The organism is Rhodomicrobium lacus (assembly GCF_003992725.1).
GTDB classification, from domain to species: domain Bacteria; phylum Pseudomonadota; class Alphaproteobacteria; order Rhizobiales; family Rhodomicrobiaceae; genus Rhodomicrobium; species Rhodomicrobium lacus.
This window is the reverse complement of sequence record NZ_RZNF01000012.1, coordinates 1,674,583-1,694,934: the sequence shown is the minus strand read 5'-3', so window position 1 is coordinate 1,694,934 and position 20,352 is coordinate 1,674,583. Positions and strand designations below refer to the sequence as shown.

Annotated in this window: 20 protein-coding genes and 1 tRNA gene; 9 read left to right on the top strand and 12 right to left on the bottom strand. The window is 61.2% G+C overall.

Going from position 1 to position 20,352, the window contains the following annotated elements:
- The first annotated feature begins 86 nt into the window (after nucleotides 1–86).
- Entirely contained in the window at nucleotides 87–968 is an 882-nt protein-coding gene (locus EK416_RS17165; RefSeq protein ID WP_127079659.1) for a hypothetical protein, read from the top strand.
- A 140-nt stretch (nucleotides 969–1,108) separates the two neighbouring features.
- Here EK416_RS17165 and EK416_RS17160 read toward each other — a convergent pair whose 3' ends face one another.
- The 4 genes from EK416_RS17160 to EK416_RS18145 form a co-directional block, all read right to left on the bottom strand.
- Entirely contained in the window at nucleotides 1,109–1,741 is a 633-nt protein-coding gene (locus EK416_RS17160; protein ID WP_127079657.1) for a terminase small subunit, read from the bottom strand.
- A gap of 6 nt (nucleotides 1,742–1,747) precedes the next feature.
- Nucleotides 1,748–4,000, bottom strand: coding sequence for a phage tail tape measure protein (locus tag EK416_RS17155; protein WP_127079655.1), 2,253 nt, complete (start codon nucleotides 3,998–4,000; stop codon nucleotides 1,748–1,750).
- Nucleotides 3,997–4,287 (bottom strand): hypothetical protein, encoded by a 291-nt coding sequence (locus EK416_RS17150; RefSeq protein WP_127079653.1) that lies wholly within the window; start codon nucleotides 4,285–4,287, stop codon nucleotides 3,997–3,999. The genes EK416_RS17155 and EK416_RS17150 overlap by 4 nt, the downstream gene beginning before the upstream one ends.
- Before the next feature lie 374 nt (nucleotides 4,288–4,661).
- Nucleotides 4,662–4,787 (bottom strand): hypothetical protein, encoded by a 126-nt coding sequence (locus EK416_RS18145; RefSeq protein WP_281023892.1) that lies wholly within the window; start codon nucleotides 4,785–4,787, stop codon nucleotides 4,662–4,664.
- Between the two features lie 490 nt (nucleotides 4,788–5,277).
- Here EK416_RS18145 and EK416_RS17145 point away from each other — a divergent pair, with 490 nt between their 5' ends.
- A complete protein-coding gene (locus tag EK416_RS17145) occupies nucleotides 5,278–5,844 on the top strand; it encodes a hypothetical protein (protein ID WP_127079651.1) in 567 nt (188 codons plus the stop codon).
- Between the two features lie 251 nt (nucleotides 5,845–6,095).
- A complete protein-coding gene (locus EK416_RS17140) occupies nucleotides 6,096–6,959 on the top strand; it encodes a hypothetical protein (RefSeq protein ID WP_127079649.1) in 864 nt (287 codons plus the stop codon).
- A 167-nt stretch (nucleotides 6,960–7,126) separates the two neighbouring features.
- Here EK416_RS17140 and EK416_RS17135 read toward each other — a convergent pair whose 3' ends face one another.
- From EK416_RS17135 to EK416_RS17120, 4 genes are all read right to left on the bottom strand, one after another.
- Nucleotides 7,127–8,296, bottom strand: coding sequence for a bifunctional DNA primase/polymerase (locus EK416_RS17135; RefSeq protein ID WP_127079647.1), 1,170 nt, complete (start codon nucleotides 8,294–8,296; stop codon nucleotides 7,127–7,129).
- A gap of 469 nt (nucleotides 8,297–8,765) precedes the next feature.
- Complete coding sequence (locus tag EK416_RS17130) at nucleotides 8,766–10,283, bottom strand: primase-like DNA-binding domain-containing protein (RefSeq protein WP_127079645.1); 1,518 nt, start codon at nucleotides 10,281–10,283, stop codon at nucleotides 8,766–8,768.
- A 160-nt stretch (nucleotides 10,284–10,443) separates the two neighbouring features.
- Nucleotides 10,444–10,519: transfer RNA gene (locus tag EK416_RS17125), tRNA-Lys, on the bottom strand.
- A gap of 156 nt (nucleotides 10,520–10,675) precedes the next feature.
- Entirely contained in the window at nucleotides 10,676–10,984 is a 309-nt protein-coding gene (locus EK416_RS17120; RefSeq protein ID WP_127079643.1) for a hypothetical protein, read from the bottom strand.
- Between the two features lie 403 nt (nucleotides 10,985–11,387).
- Here EK416_RS17120 and scpB point away from each other — a divergent pair, with 403 nt between their 5' ends.
- From scpB to EK416_RS17095, 5 genes are all read left to right on the top strand, one after another.
- Nucleotides 11,388–12,179: an SMC-Scp complex subunit ScpB gene (gene scpB / locus EK416_RS17115; protein ID WP_127079641.1), complete on the top strand. Its 792-nt coding sequence runs from the start codon at nucleotides 11,388–11,390 to the stop codon at nucleotides 12,177–12,179.
- A gap of 321 nt (nucleotides 12,180–12,500) precedes the next feature.
- Nucleotides 12,501–12,791 carry a twin-arginine translocase TatA/TatE family subunit gene (locus tag EK416_RS17110; RefSeq protein ID WP_425376123.1) on the top strand — a complete coding sequence of 97 codons (291 nt, stop codon included), beginning with the start codon at nucleotides 12,501–12,503 and terminating at the stop codon, nucleotides 12,789–12,791.
- A gap of 39 nt (nucleotides 12,792–12,830) precedes the next feature.
- Nucleotides 12,831–13,460, top strand: a complete 630-nt coding sequence (tatB, locus tag EK416_RS17105; protein WP_127079639.1) for a Sec-independent protein translocase protein TatB — start codon at nucleotides 12,831–12,833, stop codon at nucleotides 13,458–13,460.
- 10 nt (nucleotides 13,461–13,470) lie between these two features.
- Nucleotides 13,471–14,289, top strand: coding sequence for a twin-arginine translocase subunit TatC (gene tatC / locus EK416_RS17100; protein ID WP_127079637.1), 819 nt, complete (start codon nucleotides 13,471–13,473; stop codon nucleotides 14,287–14,289).
- 340 nt (nucleotides 14,290–14,629) lie between these two features.
- Complete coding sequence (locus EK416_RS17095; RefSeq protein WP_164730080.1) at nucleotides 14,630–15,241, top strand: CAP domain-containing protein; 612 nt, start codon at nucleotides 14,630–14,632, stop codon at nucleotides 15,239–15,241.
- Nucleotides 15,242–15,455: 214 nt separating this feature from the next.
- On the opposite strand, the gene EK416_RS17090 is transcribed toward EK416_RS17095, so the two are convergent.
- Nucleotides 15,456–16,886 (bottom strand): short-chain fatty acyl-CoA regulator family protein, encoded by a 1,431-nt coding sequence (locus tag EK416_RS17090; protein WP_127079633.1) that lies wholly within the window; start codon nucleotides 16,884–16,886, stop codon nucleotides 15,456–15,458.
- Nucleotides 16,887–17,017: 131 nt separating this feature from the next.
- On the opposite strand from EK416_RS17090, the gene EK416_RS17085 reads away from it, so the two are divergent.
- The gene (locus EK416_RS17085; protein WP_127079631.1) at nucleotides 17,018–17,212 is read left to right on the top strand and encodes a hypothetical protein; all 195 of its coding nucleotides are present in this window, start codon (nucleotides 17,018–17,020) and stop codon (nucleotides 17,210–17,212) included.
- Between the two features lie 171 nt (nucleotides 17,213–17,383).
- Here the strand turns inward: EK416_RS17085 and EK416_RS17080 are convergent, their stop codons facing one another.
- Genes EK416_RS17080 through EK416_RS17070 form a run of 3 tightly spaced genes read right to left on the bottom strand, consistent with a single transcriptional unit; the run spans nucleotide 17,384 to nucleotide 20,344 of the window.
- Nucleotides 17,384–18,004: an anaerobic ribonucleoside-triphosphate reductase activating protein gene (locus EK416_RS17080; protein ID WP_127079629.1), complete on the bottom strand. Its 621-nt coding sequence runs from the start codon at nucleotides 18,002–18,004 to the stop codon at nucleotides 17,384–17,386.
- A complete protein-coding gene (nrdD, locus tag EK416_RS17075; protein WP_245434090.1) occupies nucleotides 17,994–18,260 on the bottom strand; it encodes an anaerobic ribonucleoside-triphosphate reductase in 267 nt (88 codons plus the stop codon). The genes EK416_RS17080 and nrdD overlap by 11 nt, the downstream gene beginning before the upstream one ends.
- A gap of 26 nt (nucleotides 18,261–18,286) precedes the next feature.
- Nucleotides 18,287–20,344: a ribonucleoside triphosphate reductase gene (locus EK416_RS17070; RefSeq protein ID WP_181952148.1), complete on the bottom strand. Its 2,058-nt coding sequence runs from the start codon at nucleotides 20,342–20,344 to the stop codon at nucleotides 18,287–18,289.
- Between the last annotated feature and the right edge of the window lie 8 nt (nucleotides 20,345–20,352).

Below are 20,352 nucleotides of genomic sequence, written 5' to 3'. Positions count from 1 at the left end.
TGGGAAGAACGGCGCGACCAGCACGTTTGTTGGGAATAGAGTGGGCTGTCAATTAAGGGACATACGTAGAAGGGATGCACGGCTAGGTGACCACCTATTACACAGATCGCGAATACGGGATGCCTTCCCCGTCGGTTGACATGATCAATGAGCGGGTATGGGGAGGGCTTTACAGCTTGATTCAAACTCGCATTGGCGATGGGTCATTTGGGCATCGGTTTCCCGAACAATGCCCTGATGGAAACGGTCCGTGTGGGTGCGATGAGGAGTCATTCCAGAGAGTATTGGCGGCCGAGGTTCCATGGGTTGAGTGGCCCCTATCGGTGACCAAGGTTCCAGAAACCCCGGTAATTCTCGACCTTCTTGAGTTTTGCGCAAAAGCTGTGGGCGAGCCGATTCAGGGAGCGTATCATTCATATTTCCGACATCACCACCTGAGCTGGAATCAAGCAGACGGCCTCACGCGCTTCGTCGCTGATGTGAATGTGCTGTTCAGGCGCAACGCGCTGGCTTTCGAACTCTCCTCTATTGGTGAAGTTCGACGTGTTCTCCCGGCGCCATTGGCCGACGCTATCGGCCGGGCGCTCTTCCAAACTGGCGATGCCGAAACTGATCGGCTCCTTGAGACCGCTCGGCGAAAAATTGTTCTACCTAAGCGGGAAGACCGTCAGGATGCGCTGGAAAAGCTTTGGGATGCGTTTGAACGTGTGAAAACCCTTGAGCCGGGCTCCAATAAGCGCCTTCAAGCGGACGCATTATTGAATCGTGTTGCCGCCCCCGGATCGGCGTTCCGACAAGCGCTCGCGCACGATGCGGCCGAACTGACGGAAATTGGCAACAGATTTCGGATACGACATTTCGAAGTGACGCAGGAAGCTCTGATTTCCACGGATCAAATCGACTACCTTTTCACGCGGATGTTCGCTTTCATTCGGCTCGTATTGAAGGGCACGGCACGCGGCGGATAGGCTGTGAATAGCCTTCTGAGAAGATTCGCTTGAGCGGTTCGGGCCAACATGCGTCTCGATGTGTCCTGCTTCGCTGGAGAACCAGAGCAAGTGTTCACCCTCGTCGAGCGGCGTCGAGCCGTTTTCCATGTTAGGAATTGTCATGAATCGGCTGCCCCATCGTCGCGCGGGAGCGATGCTGCGATCCGGTCAAGCCGCGCCGCGAGTTCAGAGCGAAAGCGGTCTGCATCTGACGTAGGGTCATAGACCGCAACGCGGCCACTATGATTAACCTGAGTCGGTAGGCCGCCGAGGTGTTTCAGAAGCGTGGTCAGCGCGGCCTGTTTATCGTGAAACCGGATTTTCGTTGTGCGCCCGACGCGCCGGCCCGATTCGATGTCGATCACGTCGAAGCTAGCCACCGATGCAAACAGGTCGCGATTATCCGCGATCGCGGCGAGGTTTATCTCGGGCTGACCTTTCGCATCCACTCGGATGAAATCCCGTATATTGGCGAAGGCAAGCCGCCCCAATTCCTCGATCACTCGATCAGCTGACACGTCAGCGCGCCGAGCGCGCTCTTGCTGAGCCGCCTCGATGGCAGCCGCTACAGCGGGCGTTTTCAAAAGCGCGGTGGCAGTCGAGCGCGCCGATCTCTCAGCGTACCCGGCCCGAACGGCAGCCGCCGTGCCGTTCAGGTCAATCAGGTATTCCCGCACGAACGCCGCCGCTCTCGCGCTGAGGCCGCGAGCCGATCGACGAGGCCCGTCACTCTTCTTCGTCTTGCGTGCCATTGCGTCTCATTGAGGCGTATCGGAGAGAGAACCGCGAAGCTGCGCGCCGAGGTCTTGCCCGGATGCCCGCACTGCCCCCGCGATCGCGCTCGTCGTCGCCGGCGTTTGAGTGATGTTGAACGTCTGCGAGATGGAAATCGGCGCGTTAACAGTTTTCTCGTTGTGGTTGACGATCTGCGCGGCGCCCAGCACTCGCTCCGGAATCGAAGTTGCGCGGGGCTTTGATTGCACCGGAGGCGACGAAGGCGCGGTAGACGGTGACCGCCGCTGCGGTTCGGGAGCCTGTACCGAAGACGACGGCACGGCCGTCGATCGAAGCCGAGCTGCTGCCTCCTTTTCAATCCGCCGACGCTCGCGCATCTGCTTGATCATTTCGGAAAACGGATGATCGTCCGGCGGGATGTACCCTGGATTCCACGCGCGGATTTCCTCCGGCGAAAAACGAGTTTCCTCCCCTCCGAGTTGGCGCCCGAGCCAATCGCCTGCCCGCTGCATAGCTGCATCGATCGGCTTCATCGCCTCCAAGAACCTCTCCCGCAGAGGTTTCAGGGCCTCGGAAATTTCATCGACAGCCCTGGTCGTGCGAGCGACGATGTCGTCCCAGTGCCGGTAAACAGTGACCGCGACCACGGCGAGGCCGGTCGCAAGAGCGAGCCATGGGTTCGCCATGAGCAAGGCTGAAACACCGGCGATGAGCGTGCGCATGTTGGCGATCGCGCTCATGAGGAGGATGAGGCTACCGGCCTTGGCGAGCCCTGACATCCCCGCCGCCCATTCCCGCAAGCGGGACCAATTTAGAGCGATGGCGACCGTGAGGCCGATGATCGCCGATGCGGCGCCAGAGATCGCGAAGGCGATACCACCGAAGCCCGCCAGCATCGACGCGATTCCGGCGATAATGGCCGTGCTACCGATGAAGACGAGCGCGGCGCCGAGTGCCGCAAAGGCTCGCGCAAGATTTCGCACGGTTTCAGGGTTGGCGATTGCCCATTGCTGCAAATCTCGGATAGCAAAAGTCAGAGGTTTCAGGAAATTATGGACGAAGTCGGACACGTAAGCATTGCCAATCGCCTCTTTGAACGATTTCCATTGCTGTTCGAGCGCCTGCCACCAGACTTTCGGATCATCCGTCGATAGCAGGTTGGGATCTTCGACGCCGCGGATGTTCGCCCTTTCCTTGTTCATTTGACGATTCGTGGCGGGCAGAATCAACTCGTCGAGGATCGCCTGTAAAGCCTTGTTTCCGCGTGCGACCTCAGCGACTACGCCGCGCATAACGTCCATGCTGCCAGTGTCGACGCCCATACCCCTGAGCCGCTCGATATAAGCATTTGCCCAATCCAACGGATTCTTTGCCAGAACATCCGCACCCCAGACGGAGCCGACGCGAAAACCTTGGAATTTTCCCGTTTTGGGGTCTCGTACCTCGTCCTTCTCATCGTGCAGGCCCCAACGTTCTTGTAGTTTTGCCTGTGCGTAGCTGGACGAAACTCCGCCCCAGAGGTTGTTGGACAGATGGTAGAGGCCAATGCCCGCATTTGTCCTCCCCTTCATAATATTTGCGAGGCCGGGGAGGACTTCCGTCATAAAACCGTCCGTCCAGCCGTACCGCGCAGCGCCAGCACCGGAAACCGCCTGTAGAAAATCTCCGCCCGTCACGCGGCCGCGAAGCGCTATAATGGATTTGATATACGAATGGGAAATCGCTTCGATTGCCTCGGGTGTCGTCCGGCCCGCCATTTCGAAGGCACGCGCCACGTTAGCGAGCTGCCTCGAATCCCCGGCGAACCCTTTGGTTTCGTCCGACGTGAAGCTGAGAGCCGTGCGGAGCTTGTTGAAAACTGGAAGAAGATCAGCGGCATGGCCCATATCCTGGACTACGCCGTAAAGGTCGTGCAGGGCCTCAATGTTTCCTGACAAAGAAGTTTGAAGATTGCGCCCTGCCTCGGCGTAGGCAGTCGTGCGCGCGATCTGCATATCCATCCCGCGATGCGCGAGGGGAAGCGCGGCGGCGAGCGCATTCTCAGCATGCGCCAAGCCTTCGGCGGCTTGCTCAAAGGCGAGAAGTCCTTTGAACGTTGCCATGCCCGCCATCGTCGCTACGGTTCCGGCGATGGCTGAACGCAGGCCCGCGAAATTACTCTCGAGTCCGTGCACGGTATGCTGGAACCGTTGCATGGACAAAAGAGCGTTGTGCATCGGCCCCGTGAGGGCGTCGACAAGCCGAAGATGGACCGAAACATCGTAAGCGCCGCTCATTGGATCGCTCGCGTAGCCGGTGCTGTGCCCTCGGAACCGCGCATGAGGGCGATTGCCCCGCGCGTCACAATATCGATAGCCCGCTCAGCGGCGGGTGAACCGGCCCGAATGTCGTGTGCCGCGAGGAATACCGCGAATGATGCGGCGAACGCCTGGATTCCCGCATCGAAGCCGAGCGCGCATGCGCCTTCCGCTATGGCGAACGCGACCTCCTCAACGGCGTCGTCAGACGGCGCGGGGCGCTTGATGCAGGTCATCGGATCGATAATAGTATTTTCATCGGTCATCTGCTGAGCCTCGTCACGAAATGGATTTGACGGATGCGCGGCGGCGCGGCGAAGCCGCCTCAAAGCGGCAGACTTTCGCCCTGCACGCGCGAGCGCGGGGCGGTTTGGAGAACGCGATGCCGCCTGTTCGCGCGGGGTCGCCCACCGGCAGTTTGCGGGGGAATAGGGGCCGTCTGGATCTATGCGGTCGAGTGTGAAGCCGATCGGGCGCTCACCCATATCTGCGAGGAACGTCGCGAACGTTGCCCATCGAGCATCAACCTTGATGCCACGGCCGCCGTAACGATGATAGGCAACGTGTCGGGGATCGCGGCAGCGCTGGCGCATGCCTACCCAAGACGCCCACGCGCGCGGGAATTCCTGTCGCGGGGTCATCATGCGGCCTCGTCCCTGCGCTGCCCAGCGCGGATGCGGCGGGCGCGGGCTTCGCGGATGACGGCAAGCTCGGCGGGTGCCAGAGGGTACGGACGAAGTTCGACACCATCGACGATTGCCTGCATTAGTAACCGTGTGTCCTCGCGCGGGACCACGGGGCGGCTATCGCCGTCGTACCCGCGTTGTAAATGACACACCGTGCTGCGGGCAAGACCAAGCGCGCGCGCGGCTTGATCAAGGGAGTAACCAACTGAGCGACGCCACAACGCAAAAGATGTCTTGTTCATATTTTCACCAATTAATCAACATTGATACAGAATAACATGAATCAAAACGCCACCTTGAAAGGCGGTGTCAAAATCGGACATTGACCGCCGAAACGCGCGAGTAAGCCATTGATTTTAAATAATAAAAATATTTTCGCGGCGTCGTTTTGTGACCGGCCGCAAGGCACCCGATGCATGCATCGACGGGCGATACTACGCAAAATTATTTGCAACAATACGTGATAGTACTACGAGGAATCAGGTAACATCTTTCGGTTTAGGGCCGTGATGGCCGCGCGCATGCTTCAATCTGTGACAGGGCGGCATGCACGAGATGCGGGGGAACCGAATGAGTGATGACGTCGAGGCGTCCGCCGATGAGCGAGACGTGAGCACCGCCGACGGCGGCGAAGATGGCGGTACAGCCGCCATATGGGCGGCGCTCCACCGGGAACGAGCCGCCCGGCGATCGGCAGAGGCCGAGGCGCGGAAGGCCGCAGATGCGGCCGACAGATATCGAACTCAGGCCCATCGCCTCATGATTGACCGCGAGATCGGCGATGCCGTGCATGCGTCGGGCGGCGCGAACACACGCCTTCTACGGCCCCATCTGGAAGGCTGCGTAGCCGTCGTCGAGGAAGATGGACGCGACGTGATCCGCGTCATCGGTGCCGATGGTGCGCCCCGCTGGGGGATGCACGGGCCGATGACGGTCGCAGAGCTGATCCACGATTTGAAGGGCGATCCCGAACTTGTTGGGATCTTCCAGCCGCCACGGGCAGCCGCTCCGGGAGCGCCGAAACCGGCGCGGACCATGTCGAGACGTGAGTGGCAGACTGAGATTGCGTCGGCCGATGCCGAGAAGCGCGCGGCACTGATCCGTGATGCAGCAGCGGGTAAGATCGCCGTTCGCTGACGAGATGCGCGCGCGGGATGCGCAGCGCGGGCCGTCCTGCCACGCTGGCGGGAACTCGCGGGGCGGGGCGGCCCATCGATACCCGGCGCTGCCGTCTCCCAGCGGACCGGAGTGAGGGAGAAGGGGCGGCTGCAAGGTGGCTGCCCCTTTTTGCGTTTCGAGCTTTAGCACTCCGACCAACCGCAGACTTAACAATACAATTGTGCTACGCTTGATCGGTTGGTGATGCTGATATTCACAAGGGGTTGTTCATGCGTATCTGTTCCCGTCCGCTGCTCGCGTGTATCCCGCTCATCTTCTCCATTTCGACGGCCGAAGCTCGCTTCAACGACTCGAGCACCTGCGCCGAAGTTTCGGCGCTCACGGCCAAGGCTATACCGGGCTCACCGGATGTTCGAAATCTCATCCTGTACATAGCTCGGGTCGCGGAAGATGCAGGTCTATCGCCCGATAGAGCTTTGGCAATCGTCCCGCTCATTGGGACACGATGCGATAATCATCCTGAAATCACTGTCAGGGAGATGACGATCGTGACCGTAAAAGCGTTTGCCAGCCTGAAGGGAAAGCTCGGAGAAGTGAGCGATCACCGAAAGGACAAAGCGAAAGATTTGACACTTGCGATATCGGAGCTTCTCCGTGATCCCGAAGATACGACAAACGGGGTCGCAATCGAGCACTCGGAAGCAGGGCGCTATCAGCATCAGATTATCGTCGATTACACTGGAAGGGCAGGCGATAGCGTCGACGCGCAGATTCTGACCACAGCCGACGTTGCGCTACGGATCGGCAATCTCACCCTTGAGCGCGGCTTCACTCCGCCGGGACAGCATCTGATTATCAAGATGTCTCTGAAGGAGAGTGCGGTCTCTTTCATCAACACCTTCTCGGTCAGATACGAGTGGCGGGATGTTTTAAGGGCAGCTCGCTCAAATGGCGATCCTGCAATCCTCGCACCGAAGGGAAGGATTGAACGGATTTGGCTCGAATATTGGCCGGAGATATGCACGAATACACCGCCGAAGGAACTTTTCGAAGACGGCGATGGCAACGCTTTCATGCCGGAAGACGTCAAAAATCCACGAGGCCGAAACCTTTCTTGCAAGCGTAAGAGCTGAATTGTCGCTCACGCATTATCCATCCACCAAAAGTTGCGCGCGAGTTGCTCGTTATCTTTCGGTTGCGCTTCGAAATTCGTTTTGGGGTCACCGCCTCATTTCCCCCTCTGCTAGGGGGGCGGGCAGTATGAGAGTCATATTGTGGAGCATTTTGCTCCACCCCCTGTTCAGTTTGAACGTTTCAGGCTCGGAACGAACGATCGTTCGGCGAGTGAGTACTCTGCTGGCGCGCCCTTTGTTGCAAGTTTCACCTCTCGGATGAATTCCTCCGCAAGAAGGAGATCTCGCGCTTCGCGGTATTTTCGAGCCGCCCAGCTTCCCATCACGCGGGCGTCCACCATAGATTTGATCAAGAGGCGAAACGTCTCGCCTTGCGCACATCGCGCCCCGTGCTCGGAACGAAGAAGGAGGAGGAGCGCGAGAGCATCGACGCCATGGTCGAGGGTGGCGAAATAGCGAATTTCAGCTGCATCCGATGTGCACGAAGCGCGTCGACCGTGCCGGCGCTCGATCTTGCCAGCCTCGAAATCACGTACCACTGCCTGAGTTCGCGTCACCAGTTCCGCCTCGTCAAGTGGTTCCATGCCGCGTTCAATCAGGTCATCATTAAATTGACGGGCAAGCTCAAGCGCATTGTCGAGCGGGCGATCGGGATCGAACGCCCAGGCATTTTTGACCAGATAATCGTTCAATCCGAGACCACGTGATCCCTGCCTGAAAGCGCTGCGGCGCGTCTTCCTCTGATCATCCTGCGTGCGCTCAAGCAGGCGATTGAGCCTGTCCACCGGGAACGGCGGCAGTTCGCCGAGAACGCTCGCATCGCACCCCTCCCATGCGTAGCGGAAATCCCGCTGCTTCTCGTGCGGGCTGGGAGCGGCGGCGACGATCGCAGCACCGCTCCGGCCGTGCTTCATATCGATATTAAAGCGCTGTGCGCGCAGCGAAGACACGGCGCCCAGATCGACACCGTGTCCGTCGTAAAAGAAGTGCCGACCGCGCCGCGTCTTCGCGACGCCGGGTGTTTCGCCGAAAATCTCGACGGCTTGGCCGCATGCGTCCTCGTCATCGGCATCGACGACAACGATGCTCTTGCGTCCTCGCCTTGTCGAGCACAGGCCGGCCACGAAAACGATATCTGCGTCGGGCGTTTCACGCGCCCAAGCGTCGACGGTCGAGGCTCCAGGAGCCGCCCGCATCGTCGGGAAGCCGCCTTTGAGGGGGCTTTTGCCCTTGGCGGGCAGGACGGCCCAGCCGAGTCGCCTCAGATCGGGCGCGTGTTGCGCGAATGTGGGGTAGGCTGACTCAGCCGCGATCGGCGCGGCTTCAGACGCATGCATTTCGGTTCGTTTCTCGGTGAAAAGCCGAGAAACAGAACTTGCGCATCGAGCATCAAATGCCTAGATTTGCAGAGCATCATGTCACGCCAACCCTGTTCTCGGTGAAATTTGGGAGGTCGATTTCGCAGATCGGCCGGTTTGACGCAGTACAGACTGACACTCGTGTTTTGCCCCGCCTCTCAAAGGCGGGGCTTTTTATTGCAGGCTGATGAAAAGGTCCGCTCGCGGCGTCTGATTTTCAAGAGGAATCCTTGGGAGGCTGTGGAAAAATTGTTGAGCGCATACTTCCGCGCTCTCAGGTCCTTCGGCCCTTTCAGGCCCTGCCGCTGCCCAAACGTTGGCCCCGCGACCGGCCCGGTTATTGGCCGTTTACAGGAGGAATTCCGACCGAAACCCCATATTTACGGGCATTCTCGCCATCGATTCACTGGCCCCATGCCTGGCCCCTGTTATGGCCCGGCGTAGGCCCTCATCCTGCACCTGCCATGGCCCCGGTCAAAACGTCGGCGCTTGCCGATACCGTGCGGTAGCGGGCGTCTGTAGCGCCCTGATGCGCAGGCATGGGCACGATAGGCCGTGCGGTCGGCGTGGTGGCAGGAGACGCGGGGAGCGGAGCATCGGGGACCGCAATGTCGAGATACACAATCCTACCGCCCGTTTTGAGCCGCCGCGCGTACGCGGGGAGACTTCTGCCAAACATAGTCATTGATGCCGGCGCGATTTGGCGCGCCTTGCACCAAACCCTATACGCCGCATAGAGGCAGTGCGCTGATGCGCGAGAGCCGAGGGAGGGAGTGCACCTCTCCCGGTAAAAGGCGGCGATAGAGTCGCCCTCAGGCGCGTCCTTGGCGGCTGGAACCGCGCGGCGGGAAATTCCCTGCGTCCCTGACGAGACGCCAGCTACGCACGCGCCTTGTGCCGCTGGCGTTGCCTCCTTTGAGGGGCGATCACTGCTCGGACTCTCCACGGTGACAGCGACGAGCGGACCGTTTCTGTCCCGCGTGACGGTAGCATCCCCGCTCACGCTCCCCATGGACGGCGATGCTTCTGCGTTCGTCCCGCTTCCCCACTCGCTCGTCTCCCCGGTGTCGAGCCGGAGCGCGTCGGGATTGACGACAGGCAGGGACGCCATGATGGGTGCCCCAGAGACGATGCACGATGCGTGAGAGGGGCTCATAGCCTCGTTCTCAGGCCCGTGGAAGGCGATCGCAAAGGAAAGGGTTCGCAATGCCGCCAGAGCGAGCAGTCCGATCATCAGGGACAGATGCTCCACGGTCTTCTCGTCTACGCCCGTCATTTCGGCTATTAGCGCCTCGCCCGCGTTCGCAGGGATCGGCATCTCCGGCGCAGCGACGCGGGTGCCGATCACAAATTTCGCCTTTTCGATCTTCTCAATTGTGGCGAGTTCCATGCGAAGAGAGAGAACGGTGGAGCATAGCGAATACGCGGGCACGTCGGTCCTCGTGCATTCCGCCGTTGTCTTGGCGAGAGGTTCGCGCATCCCTTTGCCAAGGTTCACGCTGCGCGCCAGCTCTTTATCGATCTCCGCCAGCACTTCACTCTTGTCGCGCGTGCTTTTCAGTGTTTCGAGCACACGCTGCGCGTTTTCGATCACCTCAATCTCGCCCTTGGCGATCGCCTGCGCGGCGGCCTTCTGAAACCGGGATTGTTCCTGAGCTATGATAACCTTGGCCTTCCACCACGCAGCCTCATAGAACAGGATGTAGCCTTCGGAGAGGATGAGGCCGCAGAGTAGCGCCCTGCTAAGGGCGCGGCGTCCCTCCCTGCGCGCCTGACGCGACATAAAAAGCGCGGTCAGGGAGTAAAGAACCATCGCCACGCCGACTCCGCCGACGACGATCGAGGCGAGCGGGGAGACGCCTGCGCGTGCTGCGCCGCCATGATAGACCATGACGGCTGAGAGGATCGCGACGCTGATCGCCAAGATGATCGCGATGCAGCGCATGACGAACAAGCCGCGCGTCATCGTCGGCCTCGCTCGAATGAGCGCGAACGCATCTTTTCCGTTGTCGGAAGGCAAGCGCGAGGCGGCTTGATCGGCCGTTCTTTGAGGGCGAATCTGATCGTTTCATTCGCCGTTTCATTCGCGCAGGTTCCGTTCGCAGAACCTATGTATTTGATTTTGTTGGTGAGCCCAGATGGATTCGAACCATCGACCCTCTGATTAAAAGTCAGATGCTCTACCGGCTGAGCTATGGGCTCACTTTAGGACAAAAAGCGCCGTGCGGAAAACGTCCGCGCGCGCTTGAGGACCATAGGTGCATGGGCGCACGCGGTCAATAGCAGATCTCGACCGCGAGTGACGGCGGTCATGGGGTGCCGTTTGCCGGTGAGAGTGCGATGAGCCCTTCGCCGCCTTTATTCGGCGCTTACAGCTTCGAGTGCCGGTTCACCGGGAAGCGCGAGCAAAACCGGGCGCGGCGCCTCGCGGGCACCTGACGTAAAAGTCTGGAAGTCCCCGCGCACATTTTCGCTGAGGGCTGCAACGGGCGCACTCCCGCCTTCGCTTATGCCGGTCTCGATCTGCGCGTGCTGTCTGGCCATCGCTGTCGTCAAGCCGATGCCGTCGATACCTCCAGCATGGAGCGCGAAAAGAAAAAGACAGCCCGAAAGGACGATGCCGGCGAGGAAGAGACTGACGATGGGCCAGGCATTGAAGCGGATCATGATGCGTGCCGTTGGCGGGTTTATTGCTGGGATGCAAGGCATTATCTTCGACTTTCTTTCAGTCATAGCGCCTTCCATCTAAGAGAAACTTACCGCCCTCCCTCGAATTGACCGAAGTTAATAATTGTGATCGCAGCCGCGCGACGCCGCCGCTCAAGGGAGCGAAATGCGACACTTGCGCGTTTCCCCCAAATCAGGCGAACTAGACGCTGGATTCAGACGTTTGCATCCCTTGCAGCACCCTCGCGGGCAAATTTCGGACCCACAAGGACCACGACAACTCTCTGATTATAGTGAAGTTTCCGAATTTCGACATTCGAGTGCAAACTCGAAGCAGCCGGGATCCGGAATTTCAATTCGCTTCACGAGCTGTCTGAGAAGCTGGGGATAATGGAAGGTTTCCATGGCAGGAAGAGACGGCAAGGGAAATAATGGCGGGATTGACAACGGTCGCGTGCCGATTTTGCCGCTGCCTTCCAATGTGACACGCCTCCCCTCGGCTGACCGCCGGGAGAAGCTGCGCATCCTCGAAGCGCTCCTTTTCGCCGCCGCCGAACCCCTGGACGAAACCTCGCTTGCAAAGCATCTCGGCGCGAAAGACGACGTGCGCCAGCTTCTGGAAGAGCTTCAGCAGCTCTATGCCGGTCGCGGCGTGAATCTCGTGCGTGTGGCGGGCAAATGGGCGTTCCGTACCGCGGAAGACCTCTCGTTCCTGCTTGAGCATTATTCCATCGAGCAACGCAAGCTATCCAAGGCCGCGCTCGAAACGCTTGCCATCATCGCCTATCACCAGCCGGTAACCCGCGCCGAGATCGAGGAAATTCGCGGCGTCTCGACATCCAAGGGCTCGCTCGACGTGCTGCTTGAAATCGGCTGGGTGCGTCTGCGCGGACGCCGTCGCGCACCGGGCCGCCCGGTTACCTATGGCACGACCGAAGCTTTTCTCGATCATTTCGGCTTCGATTCCATCCGCGATCTGCCGGGGCTCGCCGAACTCAAGGGCGCCGGCCTCCTCGACAGCAATCTTCCGCCCGGCTTCTCTGTGCCGGAACCGGACGACAGCATGGCCCTTCGCGACGATGAAGAGCCGTTGGAGGATGAGCCATCGGGCGTGCACACCGAGGACGATGCTCCCATCGAGGAAGAGCCGGAAGCCGACAAGCAGCATCCCGTGCTCGTCGCATCGGCGGGCTGAGAGTGTCGCGTTGGGTGAGGCGTCCGTTTCGCGCGCTGCGGTTTTAAGACTTCGCCCCCGCAGCCCATTCCGCATAGAGCGTCGAAAAGAGATTTGCTGTTCGCGTTCTCTTTCACGCAGAGAACGCCTTTTCAAGACCCACCGCTTCCTGCTCCACGAAGGACTTGGTCGTGCGGGCGGCGGTACGTGTTCGCTTTTTCTGCTACGCATTGATAGGATGAGCGCGCTTGACATGCCGCGCTCATGCGGCCACGTTCAGGGGGAATTTCCCCAACATCGCGCGTGCCGCCGGAAGTCGGCGAGACGAAGGAGTAAATCCAGATGCATCAGGATCTCATGTTCGGAGCGACGTGGAGTCTGCCGCAGCTCCTCATTGTTCTGTTGCTCGTCGTGCTTCTGTTCGGCAGAGGCAAGATCTCGGAGCTGATGGGCGACGTCGCAAAAGGCATCAAGAGCTTCAAGAAGGGCATGTCCGAAGACGAGACTGCAACGCCTCCGGCCGCCGCGCAGAGTACGGCAGCCCCCACGGCGCCAGCCGCCCCGAAGCCCATCGAGCATGAGGCTCCGCGCGCTGAGGTGAAGGCTCCGGTAGGCTCCGAAACGAAGGCTTGAGCAATCGATTTGTTTGCGCTTTGAGGGCAAAGGGGCAGAATGTTCGATATCGCGTGGTCTGAGCTTCTCGTGATAGCGGTCGTCGCGCTGATTTTCATCGGCCCGAAGGAACTGCCGGGAATGCTGCATACGCTCGGCCGCTTCGTGCGGAAGATACGCAACCACGCGGACGACTTCCGCCGCCAGTTCGACGACTCCATGCGCGAAGGCGGATATCAGGATCTTCAGAAGAATCTTCAGGATTTCCGCGATCTCAATCCCGCCGGGCAGTTGAAGGACAGCATCAGGCGCGCCATCGACCACGACTATTCGAAATCCGCGCCAACGCCGGAACAGGCGCAGGCGGTTGTGCCGCTCGCTTCCGACGCAGCGAAGGCGACAAGCGCAAGTGACGTCTCGGCCGCTCCGCCCGCAACATCCGTCGTCACCGCAGCCGTTGCCCCGCCCTCGCAGACCGAAACGGCCGCAGTTCCGCCGACTCCGCCCCGGATCGACAACGCCGTGAACGTGACCGTTCCCGTTGCCGAAACTGTAAAGACGGCTGTCGATGCCGAAAGAAAAAGCGCCGATTTGGCCGCGCCCTCAAGTCAAGCCATCCCCGCAAAGCCTTTGGAGCCGCAAGCCGCCGCGAGCGATCCCGCCAAAGACCGCATAGCTCCAGCCGCGTGAGCGTTTCCATATGGCCGTGGCCCAACCCGAACAGGACGAACTCGACCAGTCGAAGGCGCCGCTTCTCGATCATCTGATCGAGCTTAGGCGTCGGCTGATCTATTGCGTCGTCGCGGTCGTCATCCTCTTCTTCTTCTGTTATGCGTTCGCGCAACATATCTATAATTTCCTGCTCATCCCGTACCGCCTCGCGGTCGGCGGCGAGACGCAGATCGACATGATCTATACCGCGCCGCAGGAGTTCTTCTTCACGCAGGTGCGCGTTGCCTTCTTCGGCGCCATCGTACTTGCCTTCCCGGTGATCGCCTCGCAGCTCTATATGTTCGTGGCTCCGGGTCTCTACAAAAACGAACGCCGGGCGTTCCTGCCCTATCTCATTGCGACGCCGATCCTCTTTTTGCTTGGCGGGGCGCTCGTTTTCTTCATCGTGATGCCACTCGCGATGACGTTCTTCCTGTCCATGCAGCAGACGGGATCCGACCAGCAGGTTCACATCCAGCTCACGGCCCGCGTGAGCGAATATCTGCATCTGATTACATCGCTCATTCTCGCCTTCGGCCTGTGCTTCCAGCTCCCGGTGATCCTTACCCTTCTCGCGCGCGCCGGGCTCGTCACTTCAGGGTGGCTGCGCAAGCAATGGCGTTATGCGGTCGTTGCGATCTTCGCGGTCGCCGCCGTGCTGACGCCGCCGGATGTGATGAGCCAGGTTGGTCTCGCCATCCCGACGCTGCTTCTCTATGAGCTTTCCATCATCTCGGTGCGTCTCGTTGAGCGCCAGCGCGCAGCCGAGGAGAAAAAGCGCATGGAAGCCGAGGTCGGCGACGAATAGGGTGGAGCCGCGCGGCGCGCCTGCGCCACGCCCGACGCTTCGGGTGGCCGATCACAGCGGCGTGCCGTAAATCGGCCGCCGCCCGACGTGCTCGTTTCAGGTTCGGTCGGCTTGTCTGCGGCCCGCAGTTGACGCGGGCTGATCCAGAGGGCGCCTTCTTCGTTGTTCATCGTGATGCCGCAATCTCGCTTGAACAGCTTTCGGGCGCCTCCGCGTTTGCACGACATGCGACTCGCGCTAGAGATGTGGCGCGCAGCGGCATTGCCTGCAGGCGCATTGCCCGGCTTCTCAACGGCCGGGAGCGATGAAAGCCGCAAAACGGGGAAGCGAGCGAACATCCATGTCGTCGAGACTATTTCTCGTCGCTCTCGCAGCGATGACTGTGAGCGGCTTGTCAGCGGCCCGCGCACAGGATTACCCGCTCGACAGGGCATTCGTGAGCCGCGTCGTGATCGCCGAAACCAATGCGTGGCGTGCCGCGAAGGGCCTGCCGCCGGTTTCAAACCACCCGCAGCTTGAGGCCGCCGCGACCGCTTATGCCCGCTATCTCGCGCAGACAGAGGGCGTCGGCCACACCGCTGACGGCAAGTCGCCCGCCATCCGCGTTCGCGCGACGGGCTACAACTATTGCTTCGTTGCTGAAAACATGTGGGGCGGCTGGCGCAGGCCGAATCCGATGACGGAAGCCGAGGCGTCGAAAAAGGCGATGGACGACTGGAAGAAATCGCCGGGCCACAATGCCAACCTGCTCGGCAAGGGCAAGAACATAGGCGTAGGCGTCGCGGCATGGCGGCTGGGCGACCGCGTGGTTTTCCGCATGGTGCAGGTCTTCGGCACGGCGGATTGCGCGGCAGGGCCCAAGGCAAAACCCTTTGTTACGAAGGTTACGCAGAAGGCTCCCCCAAAGAAGGCGCCAGTGGCACAGTCCCGGCAGAAGCCGAACCAACAGTAGCGGAGCGATCGCGCCGGAATTGCCCCTCGTTCGCGAAGAAACCGAGTGAGGCGCGACCTGCCGAGCACTCGCCTCCGTCATTCCCGATAGGATCGAGGAAACCGTGTCGGGTCGATTGCGGACTATCAAACGGTTCGACGGAAACCGCCGGTTGAACCGATAGCGGAAGGTGCTCATTGCGTTCGAGCTTCGCGTCGACCACGGCGACTTCGCCTTATGCAGGCGCGCCAGCGTAGGGCAGAACCGTGCTCCGATTTTCGTCGACCATGAGCGGGCGGCCAATCATCGGGAAGGCGCGCTGAGGACACGCCGGGCGCTCGCACACCTTGCAGCCCGCGCCGATGGGCGTGGCCGCTGCGGGATCGTCGAGGTCGAGCCCCTTGGAATAGACGAGCCGCGACGCATGGCGGATGTCGCAACCGAGCCCGATGGCGAAAGTCTTGCCCGGATCCCCGAACCCGCCAACGGTCTGGCTGGTCGAGCGTGCAATCCAGAGGTAGGTGCGCCCGTCCGGCATTTGCGCCACCTGCGTCAGGGTGCGGCCCGGCTGGGCAAAGGCTTCATAGACGTTCCAGAGCGGGCACGCGCCGCCAACGCGCGAGAAATGGAAATCGGTCGCCGATTGCCGCTTCGAGATGTTGCCGGCTCGGTCGACACGAATAAAGAAGAACGGCACGCCAGCCGAGCGCGGACGCTGCAGTGTGCTGAGCCGGTGACTGATCGTCTCGAAGCCCACGCCGAAGCGCTGCGCCAAAAGGTCGATGTCGTAGCGTGCCGCCTCGGCCGCCGCGAGGAACGCGCCATAGGGCATGACAAGCGCACCCGCGAAATAGTTGGCGAGGCCGATGCGCGCAAGCGCGTGCGTGGCTGGCGAGGCAGCCGCTGCTTCCTTGGCGAGCCGGTTCAGCGGCTCCTCCATTTCGAGAAAGGCAAGCTGTGTCGCCATCTGGAAAGCGCGCTGGCCCTGATCGAGCCGCGCCGCAATGTGAAGCACGCGCTCTTTGAGATGGTAGGTGCGATTGGCGGTCGAGGTTCCGGCGCGATCCTGCTTGACGAAACTCACCCGAACTCCGTGCCGCGTCTCAAGCCAGCGCGCAATCCCGTCGATCGTGTCGCCTTCGGCGAGGCCAGCATCGGCGAAAAGCCGCTCTGCCGCTTCGTCCAGTTCCGCGAAGTAGTTGTGATGGCGGTAAAAGAAGTCGCGCACCTGCTCGAACGGCATTGGAGCCACGGTGGCCACGCCCGCCGCGCCGAGGCCGAGTTCGTGAGCCATGGCCTCGGCGCGCTCCGTCGCGTGGCGGAGGCGACGATGCAACGCCAGGATCGCACGCCCCGCCGCTGGCATCGAAGCGGCGATTTCCCGTATTTCGGCAAGGCTGACGCTCTCACCGCTGGCTGGATCGGAGAAAACCTCCCTCAGATCGGAGACGAGACGCGCCTCGTCTCCGTCTGACAGCAACTGCATGTCGATGCCAAAGGCCGCATTGATGCGAAGCAGAACAGGCACGGTCAACGGGCGCTGGTTCTTTTCAAGTTGGTTCAGATAGCTCGGCGACAGACCAATCGCTTCCGCGAAGGCAATCTGGGTCAGCCCGCGTTCCTCTCGCAGCCGCTTCAGCTTCACACCGACGAAGACCTTCTTCATGCTCCTATTCCATTCGCAATATTTGCAAAACGGGAGGGCGTCCTTCGCAAAACCCCGCAAATTCAACCCTATCTCGAAATTTTTTCGGCGAATATTGTGTGATCCAACACAGACCGCAAGGAATTTCGCAAATGCGACTCATCGTCAAGGCATCGGATACGCCCCCCGTATCGACGAGCGAGACGCCGCGATGGCCGGACCGGCCCGAAGGCTTCGCACTCTCCGCCAGCCCTCGCGGCAGCGATCCCGACTGGCCTGAGTTTGGCTCCTGCGAGTTCGGCGACGGTTCGCGCCGGATCGGAAAAGCGGCGGACCTGTTTCGATAGGAGTGCCCTTCGCCGCGCGCGCTCGCTTCTCGCCTACCCTTAATCGCGTGCCGTCGAGCCACGGGCAGGCGGCGCAAGGCCGTCGGCACGCGATGGACGCCGCGCTTGTTCTCTTTATCGCGTAGAGACGGATTTACCGATCAGGTTGAGTGAACCTGATCGGATCCGGCTCTAGGCAGCAAGCGCGGCGTCTGTACATCCATGCGCCCGAAATGGCTGGATGCGATTGTTCGCGATGCCGAGCGCGGCCAGTTCGGCGGCGATCCGCGCGACCGCCGCTTCATCAAGCAGCGCGGGGTGAACCGTGGTCCGCGTCTCGAACGCGGCGCCGCTCGCCACCAGCAGCCGCAAGCTTTCCGCCGCGCGCTCGCCGCTGCCGGGGATGCCCGTGACACGCTCATACTTCGCAAACGGCGCTTTCACGTCGAAGCCGACCCAGTCGACAAGCGGCAAAACGGCCGCGAGCCGCGCCGGATAAGGCCCCGCGCTATGGAGGCCGACCTTGAAGCCCATGGCGCGCACCTCCGCCATCGCCTCCGGCAGATGTGTCTGCAAGGTCGGCTCGCCGCCGGAAAACACCACGGCATCGAGCAGTCCGCGCCGCGTTTCGAGCAACGCGCGCACTTCGGCCCATGACGGCCCCGCGCCACTGCCCGCCCGCATCAGCGAGGCGTTGTGGCAATAGCGGCAGGCCCAGGGGCAGCCCTGACAGAAAACGGTCGCCGCAAGCTGCCCCGGCCAATCCACGGAGGAAAGGCGGGCAAGCCCGCCAATCTCGATGCTATCTTGCATCTTGCGCGCTTTCCGGGCGGAAAACCGCAAACACTTTTCCTGAAAGCGTTTTGGTCATCGCGCTCTTGTCGGCGTCGGCGCGCTCGGCCTTGCATTCGCGGAAATACTGCCGCTCGTTGAATTCGCCGACCTTGCCCTGATTGAACGACGAGACGGGCCGGTGATAGCCCATCACGCGCGTCCAGACTTCGCAGGGCTGGCGCTCCTCGTCGGTCAGGGTCACGTCGTCGGCGGTGGGGGTCCAATGTGCGTTCATGTCTCTTCTCCCTCGTTTGATGGAAATCAGGCCGCCGCCTTGCGCGCAGCGAGGCGTGCGCGCTTCGCCGCAAGCCGCTCCTCGTCGCAGATGGGGCAGAACTTGTGCTCGCCTGCGATGTAGCCGTGCGTTGGACAGATCGAGAATGTCGGGGTCACGGTGATGTAGGGGATGCGGAAGTTTTCGAGCGCGCGGCGCACGAGCTTCTTGCAGGCTTCCACCGAAGAGATGCGCTCGCCCATGTAGAGATGCAGCACCGTGCCGCCCGTGTATTTCTGCTGAAGCGGCTCCTGCCGGGCCAACGCCTCGAACGGATCGTCGGTGAACCCGACCGGCAACTGGCTGGAGTTGGTGTAATAGGGCGTCTCGTCCGTGCCCGCCTGAAGGATACCTGCGAAACGCTTCTTGTCCTCGCGCGCAAAGCGGTAGGTCGTGCCCTCCGCGGGCGTCGCTTCGAGGTTATAGAGGTGGCCGGTTTCTTCCTGAAACGCCACCATCTTCGCCCGAACGTGATCGAGGAAACGCAGCGCGAAGGCGTGGCCCCACGGCGTCGAGATATCTTCGGCGTCGTCGGTGAAATTGCGGATCATCTCGTTGAGGCCGTTCACGCCGAGCGTCGAGAAATGATTGCGGAGCGTGCCGAGATAGCGCTTCGTATACGGGAACAGCCCCGCATCCATGTGGCGCTGGATGATCTTGCGCTTGATTTCGAGGCTGTTGCGGCCGATGTCGAGCAACTCATCGAGCCGCGCGAACAAGGCCGCCTCGTCGCCCTTGTGCAGGAAGCCGAGCCGCGCGCAGTTCACGGTGACCACGCCGACCGAGCCCGTCTGCTCCGCCGAGCCGAACAACCCGTTGCCGCGCTTCAGAAGCTCCGTCAGGTCGAGCTGGAGGCGGCAGCACATGGACCGCACCATGTTGGGCTTCAGTTCCGAGTTCACGAAATTCTGGAAATAGGGCAGGCCGTATTTCGCGGTCATCTCGAAGAGGCGCGTCGCGTTTTCGCTCTCCCACGGGAAATCCGGTGTGATGTTGTAGGTCGGGATCGGGAAGGTGAACACCCGGCCTTTCGCGTCGCCCGCCGTCATGACCTCCATGTAAGCGCGGTTGATCATGTCCATTTCGGACTGGAGATCGCCATAGGTGAAGTCCACCTCCTTGCCGCCGATCATCGGAACCTGCTCGCGGAGGTCTTCCGGGCAGGTCCAGTCGAAGGTCAGGTTCGTGAAAGGCGTCTGCGTGCCCCAGCGTGACGGCACGTTGAGGTTATAGATCAGTTCCTGAATGCACTGGCGCACCTCGCCGTAAGGCAATCTGTCCTTGCGGATGAAAGGCGCCATGTAGGTATCGAACGATGAGAACGCCTGCGCGCCCGCCCATTCGTTCTGAAGCGTGCCAAGGAAGTTCACGATCTGTCCGACCGCGCTCGACAGGTGCTTCGGCGGCGCGGCCTCGACCTTGCCCGGCACGCCGTTCAGCCCTTCCTGCAACAGCGTCCGCAACGACCAGCCCGCGCAATAGCCCGCCAGCATGTCGAGATCGTGGATGTGGATGTCGCCGTCGCGATGCGCGCGGCCCACTTCCGGCGGGTAGACGTGGCTGAGCCAGTAATTGGCCACCACCTTGCCGGAGACGTTCAGGATCAGGCCGCCAAGCGAATAGCCCTGATTGGCGTTTGCGTTCACGCGCCAGTCCGCGCGCTCCAGATATTCGTTGATCGAGCTTTCGACGTCGATGGCGGCGTGGCGGTCGGCGCGAAGCCGTGCGCGCTGTTCGCGATAGACGATGTAGGCGCGGGCCGTCGCGAAGTGGTTCGCGGAGATCAGCACCTGTTCGACGATGTCCTGAATTTCCTCGATGTGCGGCGACCGGTCCGCGAAGCGATGAGCGATCACCTTCACCGCCTGAATGGCGAGAAGATGCGCCTCGGTGGCGTCGAAATCGCCGGTGGCGCGGCCCGCACGCTCGACAGCGGAGCGGATCTTCGCCGCGTCGAACGGCGCGAGCGCGCCCGAGCGCTTCACGATGCTGAGCGGCAGGCGGGCGGCGGAAATTACCGCCGTGGAGTCAGGACTGGAAGACAAGTGAACCC